Origin of the sequence: Burkholderia metallica (assembly GCF_902832845.1) — a bacterium.
Classification (GTDB): domain Bacteria; phylum Pseudomonadota; class Gammaproteobacteria; order Burkholderiales; family Burkholderiaceae; genus Burkholderia; species Burkholderia metallica.
This window is the reverse complement of the sequence record NZ_CADFDB010000009.1, coordinates 367,622-378,503: the sequence shown is the minus strand read 5'-3', so window position 1 is coordinate 378,503 and position 10,882 is coordinate 367,622. Positions and strand designations below refer to the sequence as shown.

Genomic DNA, 10,882 nt, shown 5'->3' with positions numbered 1-10,882 from the left:
CACGAACACGGAGTGGTTCGAGCAATGGTTCCGACACCCACCCCTACCCAACAGAGCGGTATACCGCCCGCTAGCTCCATCCTCGCTTCGCTCGGCTGCAAGGTACCTCTCGCCGCATTGCATACGCTCACGTACCCCTCCCAACACTGCATCCGTAGACAAAGTCCCTCTTTTTTGCGCATCCGCTTTTATCAATCGGACTGCTTATCATCGGCAGGAACTGCATAACGATCATGCGATCGTACGCTTTCGGGCATCGGGCATCGGGCATCGGGCATCGGGCATCGGGCATCGGGCATCGGGCATCGGGCATTTGCGCCTATGCCCCCACGTGCGGCGTTGCGTCCCTTTTTCTTGCGAATGAGGGCGCGTGTGATTTTGTGAAATTGGGTGGCGAGCGTCGTCATTGCTGGAGTTGATTGATCGGGAGGATGACTGGAGGGGGGTGAACCTGTCGGCCGAGCGAAGCGAGGATGGAGCTAGCGGGCGGTATACCGCTCTGTTGGGTAGGGGTGGGTGTCGGAACCATTGCTCGAACCACTCCGTGTTCGTGACTGGCGCGGACACTTAGGCGCGATCCACTCCGGTGGCCATGGCACCGGGAGGTCATGCGTTTTCCCGGCGCCTTTCTTTTGGTTACTTTTCTTTGGCAAGACAAAGAAAAGTAACCGCCGCCCCGCGCAGGGGCGACACTAATAGACCGACACGACAACAGGTGCTTCACGAAAACTGGCAAGCGAACCACCCAACCACACCCCAAAAAAACCAAACCACGAATCCCGCCCGGCGAAGAGGGCAAAATAAAGCGAACTATCCGCTTCCGATAGAACCCGTCGCAATTCCGCAAGACGCTTGCGTCACCCTTACCTAAACTTGATCCTGTTGAACCCTCTTACGAAACCGAAAGGAACGACCATGACGACCTCGACCGTGACCCGCCAGACATTCGACGAAGTGATGGTGCCGGTATTTTCCCCCGCGCCGTTCGTGCCGGACCGTGCAGAGGGCTCCCGCGTGTGGGACACGGCCGGCCGCGAGTACATCGACTTCGCGTGCGGCATCGCGGTAACGTCGCTCGGCCACGGCCACCCGGAACTGCTGAAAGTCCTGGACGAACAGGGCCGCAAGCTCTGGCACATCGGCAACGGCTACACGAACGAGCCGGTGCTGCGCCTCGCCAAGCGCCTCGAATCGCTGACCTTCGCCGACCGCGCATTCTTCGCGAACTCGGGCGCGGAAGCGAACGAAGCCGCGCTGAAACTCGCGCGCCGCGTCGCATTCGACCGCCACGGCGCCGACAAGGCGGAAATCGTGTCGTTCGTGCAGTCGTTCCACGGTCGCACGTTCTTCACGGTCAGCGTCGGCGGCCAGCCGAAATACTCGGAAGGCTTCGGCCCCGTGCCGGCCGGCATCAAGCACCTGCCGTACAACGACATCGAAGCCGCCAAGGCCGCGATCGGCCCGCAAACCTGCGCGGTGATCGTCGAGCCGGTGCAGGGCGAAGGCGGCGTGATCCCGGCCGATCCGGCCTTCCTGAAAGCACTGCGCGAAGCGTGCGACGCGCACGGCGCGCTGCTGATTTTCGACGAAGTGCAAACGGGCGTCGGCCGTACCGGCCAGTTCTACGCGTACATGGACACGGGCGTCACGCCGGACATCCTGACCACCGCGAAGGCCCTCGGCAACGGCTTCCCGATCGGCGCGATGCTGACGACCAACGAACTGGCCGCGCACTTCAAGGTCGGCGTGCACGGCACGACGTACGGCGGCAACCCGCTCGCATCCGCGATCGCCGACAAGGTCGTCGAACTGATCGGCGACCCGGCCTTGCTCGAAGGCGTGCGCGAACGCAGCGTGCGCTTGAAGGGCGCGCTCGAACGCATCAACGCACGCTTCGGCATCTTCAAGGAAGTGCGCGGCAAGGGCCTGCTCGTCGGCGCCGAACTCACCGCCGCATTCGACGGCCGCGCGAAGGACTTCGTCAACGCCGCCGCCGAGAACGGCCTGATCATGCTGATCGCCGGCCCGAACGTGCTGCGCTTCGTCCCGTCGCTGGTGATCCCGTTCGACCTGCTCGACGAAGGCGTGAAGCGCTTCGAGAAGGCCGTCGAACAGGTGCTCGCGGCCCAGGAAGCCACCGCGCGCTGAGCGGCGCGCCCATCGCAGACAGGAACGACGATGCTATTTGTTCGCCCCGGCAAACTCACGGATCTCGATGCGCTCGCGCACATGGCGCGCACCGCGCAGCCGGTCCTGCACTCGCTGCCGCACGACCGCGCGGCGCTCGAAGCGCGCGTGGCGCTCTCCGAGGATTCGTTTCGCGCGGACGTCGACTTCGCCGGCGAGGAGTTCTACCTCTTCGTGCTCGAGGATTCGTCGACGGGCAAGCTGCTCGGCACGGCGAGCATCGTGGCCGCGGCCGGCTACTCGGAACCGTTCTACGCGTTCCGCAACGACGCGCTGATCCACGCGTCGCGCGAGCTGCACGTGAACCGCAAGATCCACGCGCTCACAATGTCGCACGAGCTGACCGGCAAGAGCCGGCTCGCGGGCTTCTACGTCGATCCGTCGCTGCGCGGCGATGCGGCCGCGCACCTGATCTCGCGCGCGCGGATGATGTACATCGCCGCGAACCGCCGCCGCTTCACGCCCGAAGTGTTCACGCTGCTGCTCGGCGTGAGCGACGGCAACGGCGCATCGCCGTTCTGGGAAGCGGTGGGGCGCAAGTTCTTCGGCCGCGACTTCACCGACGTCGACATCGCGTCGGGCGGCCGCAGCCGCACGTTCATCGCGGAAGTGATGCCGGCCTATCCGCTCTACGTGCCGCTGCTGCCGGAAGCCGCGCAGCGCGTGCTCGGCGAGCCCAACGAATCTGCGCTGCTCGCGTACGACATCCATCTCGAGGAAGGCTTCGAGCCCGACCGCTTCGTCGACATCTTCGACGCGGGCCCGGTGCTGACCGCGCAGGTCGACCGCACCGCGTGCGTGAAGCACGGCTCGGAGCGCGTCGTGCGCGAAGCCGCGCACCAGCAGGGCGACATCGCGTACATGGTGTCGACGGGCAGCGGCGAATCGTTCCGCTGCGTGCTGGCCGACCTGCCGGGCGACGCAGGCGATGCACCGCTCGCGGGCGACGTGCGCGCGGCGCTCGATGTGAAGGATGGCGATGTCGTGCGCTGCGTGCCGCTGCACCGCCGCGACGATGAAGATTTGAAGGGAGACGCAGCATGATCGTCGTTCGGGTCGTACAAACGGGCGACGTCGACGCGCTCGTGTCGCTCGCGAAGGAAACCGGGCCGGGCCTGACCACGTTCAAGCCCGACCGCGACGCGCTCGCCGCGCGCATCGAGCGCACGCGCCGCACGCTCGCGGGCGAGGCCGCGCCCGGCGAAGCCGGCTACTTCTTCGTGATGGAAGAATCGACGACGGGCGACATCGCGGGCGTGTGCGGGATCGAGACGCAGGTCGGCCTCGAACAGCCGTTCTACAACTATCGCGTGAGCACGGTCGTGCATGCGAGCCAGGAGCTCGGCGTGTGGACGCGGATGTCCGCGCTGAACATCTCGCACGACCTGACGGGCTACGCGGAAGTCTGCTCGCTGTTCCTGAGCCCGCGCTATCGCACGGGCGGCGTCGGCGGCCTGCTGTCGCGCTCGCGCTTCATGTTCATCGCGCAGTTCCGCGAGCGCTTTCCGGAACGCATCTGCGCGGAACTGCGCGGCCACTTCGACGAGGACGGCACGTCGCCGTTCTGGCGCGCAGTCGGTTCGCACTTCTACCAGATCGACTTCAACGCGGCCGACTACCTCAGCTCGCACGGCCGCAAGTCGTTCCTCGCGGAACTGATGCCGCGCTATCCGGTGTACGTCGACCTGCTGCCGCAGGACGCGCAGGACGCGGTCGGCCTCACGCACCGCGACACGCTGCCGGCCCGCAAGATGCTCGAAGCGGAAGGGCTGCGCTATCAGAATCACGTCGACATCTTCGACGCGGGCCCCGTGCTCGAATGCCACGTGAACGATCTGCGCACGGTGCGCGAGAGCGTCGTCGTGCCGGTCGCGATCGGCGTGCCGGATGCGCAGGGCGGCCATCTGCCCACGTCGCTCGTGTCGAACACGTCGCTCACCGATTTCCGCGTCGGCGTCGCGCCGGGCGTGGTCGCGAACGGCGCGTTCGTGCTGTCGGCCGACGATGCCGCCGCGCTCGACGTGAAGGCCGGCGATCCGGTGCGCGTGCTGCCGCTCAAAGTCAAACAGGGATAAACGAATCATGACGGAACTCTTCATCGACGGCGCCTGGGTCGCAGGCTCGGGCCCCGTGTTCGCTTCGCGCAACCCCGGCACCGACGAAATCGCGTGGCAGGGCGAAAGCGCGTCGGCGGCCGACGTCGATCGCGCGGTCGCGAGCGCGCGCCGCGCATTCGCCGGCTGGTCGGCGCTCGACTTCGAATCGCGCTGCGCGATCGTCAAGCGCTTCGCCGCGCTGCTCAACGAACGCAAGGAAGCGATCGCGACCGCGATCGGCCGCGAGACGGGCAAGCCGCTGTGGGAAGCGCGTACCGAAGTCGCATCGATGGCCGCGAAGGTCGGCATCTCGATCCAGGCCTACCAGGAGCGCACCGGCGAAAAGCGCCAGGACATGGCCGACGGCGTCGCGGTGCTGCGCCATCGCCCGCACGGCGTCGTCGCGGTGTTCGGCCCGTACAACTTCCCCGGCCACTTGCCGAACGGCCATATCGTGCCGGCGCTGATCGCCGGCAATACGGTCGTGTTCAAGCCGTCGGAGCTCGCACCGGGCGTCGCGCGCGCGACGGTCGAAGTGTGGAAGGAAGCCGGCCTGCCGGACGGCGTGCTCAATCTCGTGCAGGGCGAAAAGGACACGGGCATCGCGCTCGCGAACCATCGACAGATCGACGGGCTGTTCTTCACCGGCAGCTCGGACACCGGCACGCTGTTGCACAAGCAGTTCGGCGGCCGTCCGGAAATCGTGCTCGCGCTCGAGATGGGCGGCAACAACCCGCTCGTGATCGGCGAAGTCGAGGACATCGACGCGGCCGTGCATCACACGATCCAGTCGGCGTTCCTGTCGGCCGGCCAGCGCTGCACGTGCGCGCGCCGCATCTTCGTGCCGCAGGGCGCGTTCGGCGACCGCTTCCTCGCGCGCCTCGCCGACGTCACGTCGAAGATCACGGCCGACGTGTTCGATGCCGATCCGCAGCCGTTCATGGGCGCGGTGATCTCGGCGCGCGCGGCCGCGAAACTCGTCGACGCGCAGTCGCGCCTGATCGAGCAGGGCGCGAAGCCGATCGTCGCGATGACGCAGCGCGATCCGCGCCTCGGCTTCGTGAACGCGGCGATCGTCGACGTGACCGGCGTGGCCAACCTGCCCGACGAGGAATACTTCGGCCCGCTCGCGCAGATCGTCCGCCATGCGACGTTCGACGAAGCGATCGAGCGCGCGAACGATACGGCGTTCGGCCTGTCGGCCGGCCTGCTCGCCGACGACGCGAACGCATGGGAGCACTTCCGCCGCACGATTCGCGCCGGGATCGTCAACTGGAACCGCCCGACCAACGGCGCATCGTCCGCCGCGCCGTTCGGCGGCACGGGCCGCTCGGGCAACCATCGTCCGAGCGCGTACTACGCGGCCGACTATTGCGCGTATCCGATGGCGTCGGTGGAAAGCACGCAACTGACCTTGCCCGCGAGCCTGTCGCCGGGCCTGCATTTCTGATCGAGGGAGCGACGATGAACGCACAAGAAGCCAATTTCGACGGACTCGTCGGCCCGACCCACAACTACGCCGGACTGTCGTTCGGCAACGTGGCGTCGCTGAACAACGAAAAGTCGGCCGCGAACCCGAAGGCCGCCGCGAAGCAGGGGCTGCGCAAGATGAAGCAGCTCGCGGACCTCGGTTTCGCGCAGGGCGTGCTGCCGCCGCAGGAACGGCCGTCGCTGCGCCTGCTGCGCGAGCTCGGCTTCTCGGGCAAGGACGCGGACGTGATCGCGAAGGCCGCGAAGCAGGCGCCCGAACTGCTCGCCGCGGCAAGCTCGGCATCGGCGATGTGGACCGCGAACGCGGCCACCGTCAGCCCGTCGGCCGACACGAGCGACGGCCGCGTGCACTTCACGCCGGCCAACCTGTGCAGCAAGCTGCATCGCGCGATCGAGCACGAAGCGACGCGCCGCACGCTGTCGACGCTGTTCGCCGATCCCGCGCACTTCGCGGTGCACGAAGCGCTGACCGGCACGCCGGCACTCGGCGACGAAGGTGCGGCGAACCACACGCGCTTTTGCGCCGAATACGGCAAGCCGGGCATCGAGTTCTTCGTGTACGGCCGCGCGGAATATCGCCGCGGGCCCGAGCCGAAGCGCTTCCCGGCGCGCCAGACGTTCGAGGCGAGCCGCGCGGTCGCGCATCGCCACGGGCTCGCCGAAGAAGCGACGGTCTATGCGCAGCAGGACCCGGACGTGATCGACGCGGGCGTGTTCCACAACGACGTGATTTCGGTCGGCAACCGCGACACGCTGTTCACGCACGAGCGCGCATTCGTCAACAAGCAGGCGATCTACGACACGCTGACCGCCGCGCTCGACGCACGCGGCGCGCGCCTGAACGTGATCGAGGTGCCCGATGCGGCCGTGAGCGTGAACGATGCGGTGACGTCGTACCTGTTCAACAGCCAGCTGCTGTCGCGCGCGGACGGCTCGCAGGTGCTCGTCGTGCCGCAGGAATGCCGCGAGAACGGCAACGTCGCGGCCTATCTCGACGAACTCGCGGCCGGCAACGGCCCGATTCGCGACGTGCTCGTGTTCGACCTGCGCGAGAGCATGAAGAACGGCGGTGGCCCGGCCTGCCTGCGCCTGCGCGTGGTGTTGAACGACGCGGAACGCGCGGCCGTCACGTCGAACGTGTGGATCAACGACACGCTGTTCACGTCGCTCGATTCGTGGATCGACCGGCACTATCGCGATCGCCTCGCACCGGAAGACCTCGCCGATCCGGCGTTGCTCGACGAATCGCGCACGGCGCTCGACGAGCTCACGCAGATCCTGCGCGTCGGGTCGCTGTATGACTTCCAGCGCTGATTCCCGCACGGGCGCCGGGCTGCTCGACGACTTCCTCGCGTTCACGCTCGCGGGCGACACGCCGGCCGTGACGGACGGCGCGTGCGCGCACGGTGCGGTGCGCTGGCAATGGTTCGGCGCCGGGCTGCTCGCGCTCGAACCGGCGGCGGCCGGCACCGCCGCCGCGCCGGCGCGCGCCAGCGTGCTCGTGTCGGCCGGCGTGCACGGCGACGAGACCGCGCCGATCGAGCTGCTGTCGATGCTCGTGCGCGATCTCGCGGCGGGCGCGCTGCCGCTCGCGTGCCGGCTGCTCGTCGTGCTCGGCAACGTGCCGGCGATGCGGGCGGGCGAGCGCTATCTCGACGACGACCTGAATCGCCTGTTCAGCGGCCGTCACGCGCAGGTGCCGACGAGCCGCGAAGCGCCGCGCGCCGCACAGCTCGAAGCGGCGGCCGCCGCGTTCTTCGCGGCGGCGCCGGCCGGCGCCGCACGCTGGCACGTCGACATGCACACGGCGATCCGCGCATCGGTGTTCGAGCAGTTCGCGCTGCTGCCGCACACGGGCACGCCGCCGGCCCGCACGATGGTCGAATGGCTCGGCGATGCGCGCATCGCGGCCGTGCTGCTGCATACCGCGAAGGGCAACACGTATTCGCATTTCACGGCCGAGCACTGCGGCGCGCTCGCGTGCACGCTGGAACTCGGCAAGGTGCGGCCGTTCGGTCAGAACGACCTGTCGCGCTTCGCGCCGGCCGACCGGGCGGTACGCAAGCTCGTGTCGGGCGCCGCGCGTGACGCCGACGCGCCGTTGCCGCGCGTATTCACCGTGATCGACCAGATCACGAAGCAGAGCGACGCGCTCGAGCTGTTCGTCGCGGCCGACGTCGCGAACTTCACCGCGTTCGCGCGCGGCACCGTGCTCGCGCAGGACGGCGACTACCGCTACACGGTGAAGCACGACGAGGAGCGCATCGTGTTCCCGAACCCGGCCGTGAAGCCCGGTTTGCGCGCGGGCCTGCTCGTCGTCGACACGACGCGCGAGACGCTCGCCGCGCTCGTCTGACGCCGGCCCACGGCGCGCGGCCGCGGCGATCCGCGGCCCGCGCCCGCCCGCCGGCCATTCCCTTTTCGAGACGATGCGCGCGCGCTGCGCAGACGCCCGGCGCGGCGCGCTTGCGTATTTGCGACATCGTCTTGCAAGTTCGACGAGCGCTCCGGCCGTGGCCGGCGGCCGCAGCGCAGCATCGCGTGCCGGCGGCTGCTTTGCCGTATCGGGCCGCGCGGATTGGTACAATCGCGGCCTTGCGGCTGTTGCGCCGCATCACGGCGCGGCGGCGACGTTGCCGGGGCTATCCGACCCTGCAATGATGCATGCGCCCGTAGTTCCGGAACATTCGAGTATCGAGGAGAACACCTGATGAAGTTGGATTGGCGTAAAGTGGCCGCGCATGCGGTGGTGGCGGCATCGGCCGTGGCGGCAGGCAGCGCGTTTGCCGCTGACCTGAAAGAGCTCCGTTTCGGCGTCGAGGCCTCGTACGCACCGTTCGAATACAAGACGCCCGACGGCAAGCTGACCGGCTTCGACATCGACATCGGCAACGCGGTGTGCGCGAAGCTGAAGACGAAGTGCGTGTGGGTCGAGAACGACTTCGACGGGCTGATCCCGGCGCTGCAGGCGCGCAAGTTCGACGCGATCAACTCGGACATGACGATCACCGACCAGCGCAAGCACGCGATCGCGTTCACCGATCCGATCTACACGATCCCGAACCAGCTGATCGCGAAGCAGGGCAGCGGCCTGCTGCCGACCCCGCAATCGCTGAAGGGCAAGCGCGTCGGCGTGCTGCAGGGCACGATCCAGGAAGCGTACGCGAAGAAGAAGTGGGCGCCGGCAGGCGTCGAAGTCGTGCCGTACCAGACGCAGGATCTGGCGTACGCCGACCTGAAGTCGGGCCGTCTCGACGCGACCTTCCAGGATGCGGAAGCGGGCGCGAAGGGCTTCCTGTCGAAGCCGCAAGGCCAGGGCTTTGCGTTCGCGGGCGGTACCGTGAGCGACGCCGAGATCCTCGGCTCGGGTGTCGGTTTCGGCCTGCGCAAGAACGACGCGGCGCTGAAGACCGCGCTCGATCAGGCGCTGAAGGACCTGAAGGCCGACGGCACGATCGACACCCTCGCGAAGAAGTATTTCAGCGTGCCCGTGACGCTCAAGTAAGCGTTGCGTTCGAGCGCACGATGCAAGCAAACCGGCCGCTGATGCGGCCGGTTTGTTTTTGGAGACGGGAAACGGTGCGCGGCGTGGGCAGCGGCCGCGTCAGGCCGGAAAGAACCGGCCCAGTTCGTGCGCGAGCGCGTTGAGCACGCTCATTTCCTGCTGCGTGATCTTGCGCGCGGGCTGCGGGCCGGCCCAGTCGCCGTACAGCAGCGCGACGGTCGTCGCGCCGACGCGTACGGGCAGCAGCACGAACGCGCGCGTGTCGTCGAACGCGTCGAGATACCACGCGGGCAGGCGCTTGAGCATCTTCGGCTCCTGCGCCTGCTCGATGAAGATGCCGACCGAGTTCGTGATCGCGAGATGAAACACGTCCGGCTCGAAGCGCTCGTCGAAGCGCAGCCGCTCGAGCGTCGTGTCGACGCCCGGGCCGAAGCCGAGGCGCGCGGCGAACGTGCCGTCGTCGTGACGCACGAACATCACGGTGCGCGTGAACGCGAGGCCGGCCAGCAGGCTTTCCGACGCGAGCGCGAGCACCGGCGTGAGCACGTGCTCGGACGGCAGCGCGCGCAGGTCCGCGAGGCCGGCTTCGAGGCATGCCTCGGGCTCGGCCTGCGCGCGCGCGATCGCATCGGCGTTCGCGCGCAACTCGACGATCTCGCGCATCACGGTGTCGCTCGCTTCCTCGCGCGCGAGCCGCTCGGCGATCTCGACGAGTGCGTCGGATTCGATGTCGAGCTCCGTGCCGTAGTGCTGCGCGAGCGCCGCGATGCGCGCGTCGCGCTGCGGGCTCGCGGGCATCACGAGCGCGCCCGCGACGTCGGTCGAGCAGCGGCTCACCGCCCGCAGCCAGCGGACGCGGTCGGCCGGCTCGTTTTCTGCCGGATGGCCTGCATCGCCGTCGTCGTCATCGTCGTTGCCGAACGCGTCGGTGCGCGCCGCATGGTCGGGGTCGGTCATCCCCGCGCAGATCACGTCGGGCAACCGCCAGCGCGCGGCCGCCTCGAGCCCGATCTCGTCGAAGCCGACGCCGAGCACGTCGATGCACGCGGCCGCGTCGTCGCCGTTCAGCTCGGCCGCGCGGCGCCGGATCCGGTCCCATTCGCTGTCGAGATAGCAGACCACGAGCAGCTTGCCGACCTGGCGCATCAGCGTGCAGACGACGGCTTCCTCGCCCGAGCGCAGCTCGGCGCGCTCGGTGAGCTTGCGCGCGACGCAGCCGGACAGCAGCGCGCGGTTCAGTTCGAGCTTCGCGTCGATGCGCCGCGGCGTGCTGTGGTGGAAATGGTCGACGAGCTTGAGCCCGACGACCAGATGGCCGACGGCGTCCATGCCCAGCACCATCAGCGCGCGGGTCACGGTCGTGATGTTGCCGCCGAACGCCATGTACATCGCGGAGTTCGCGAGCCGCAGCACTTTCTGCGTGAGCGCGAAGTCCGACAGCACGACGCGCACGAGCGCGGTGAAGTCGAGGTCGTCGTTCTTCATCGCCGCCATCGTCGCGCGCAGCGATTCCGACAGCAGCGGGAAGTCGCCCCGTTCGTTCATCCGGGCCCACAGCTTGTCGAGCAGCGCGGTGCGGGGCAGGTGTTCGGTGATTGACATA

The 10,882-nt window shown here is 68.1% G+C and carries 8 protein-coding genes; 7 read left to right on the top strand and 1 reads right to left on the bottom strand.

The window, feature by feature from the left end; genetic code table 11:
• Positions 1 to 915: 915 nt before the first annotated feature.
• From HWX08_RS24985 to HWX08_RS24955, 7 genes are all read left to right on the top strand, one after another.
• Complete coding sequence (locus HWX08_RS24985) at positions 916 to 2,148, top strand: aspartate aminotransferase family protein (RefSeq protein ID WP_069256191.1); 1,233 nt, start codon at positions 916 to 918, stop codon at positions 2,146 to 2,148.
• A gap of 30 nt (positions 2,149 to 2,178) precedes the next feature.
• The gene (gene aruF, locus HWX08_RS24980; protein WP_174922040.1) at positions 2,179 to 3,231 is read left to right on the top strand and encodes an arginine/ornithine succinyltransferase subunit alpha; all 1,053 of its coding nucleotides are present in this window, start codon (positions 2,179 to 2,181) and stop codon (positions 3,229 to 3,231) included.
• The gene (gene astA, locus HWX08_RS24975) at positions 3,228 to 4,262 is read left to right on the top strand and encodes an arginine N-succinyltransferase (protein ID WP_069256193.1); all 1,035 of its coding nucleotides are present in this window, start codon (positions 3,228 to 3,230) and stop codon (positions 4,260 to 4,262) included. Before aruF ends, astA begins: the two co-directional genes overlap by 4 nt.
• 7 nt (positions 4,263 to 4,269) lie before the next feature.
• Positions 4,270 to 5,733: a succinylglutamate-semialdehyde dehydrogenase gene (astD, locus tag HWX08_RS24970; RefSeq protein WP_174922039.1), complete on the top strand. Its 1,464-nt coding sequence runs from the start codon at positions 4,270 to 4,272 to the stop codon at positions 5,731 to 5,733.
• Positions 5,734 to 5,747: 14 nt separating this feature from the next.
• A complete protein-coding gene (astB, locus tag HWX08_RS24965; protein WP_107309658.1) occupies positions 5,748 to 7,088 on the top strand; it encodes an N-succinylarginine dihydrolase in 1,341 nt (446 codons plus the stop codon).
• Positions 7,072 to 8,130, top strand: coding sequence for a succinylglutamate desuccinylase (gene astE, locus HWX08_RS24960; RefSeq protein WP_069256196.1), 1,059 nt, complete (start codon positions 7,072 to 7,074; stop codon positions 8,128 to 8,130). Before astB ends, astE begins: the two co-directional genes overlap by 17 nt.
• A 354-nt stretch (positions 8,131 to 8,484) precedes the next feature.
• On the top strand, positions 8,485 to 9,279 hold the full coding sequence (locus tag HWX08_RS24955; RefSeq protein WP_069256197.1) for an ABC transporter substrate-binding protein: 795 nt from the start codon (positions 8,485 to 8,487) through the stop codon (positions 9,277 to 9,279).
• 99 nt (positions 9,280 to 9,378) lie between these two features.
• Here the strand turns inward: HWX08_RS24955 and HWX08_RS24950 are convergent, their stop codons facing one another.
• Entirely contained in the window at positions 9,379 to 10,881 is a 1,503-nt protein-coding gene (locus tag HWX08_RS24950; RefSeq protein ID WP_069256198.1) for an HDOD domain-containing protein, read from the bottom strand.
• Position 10,882 lies beyond the last annotated feature (1 nt).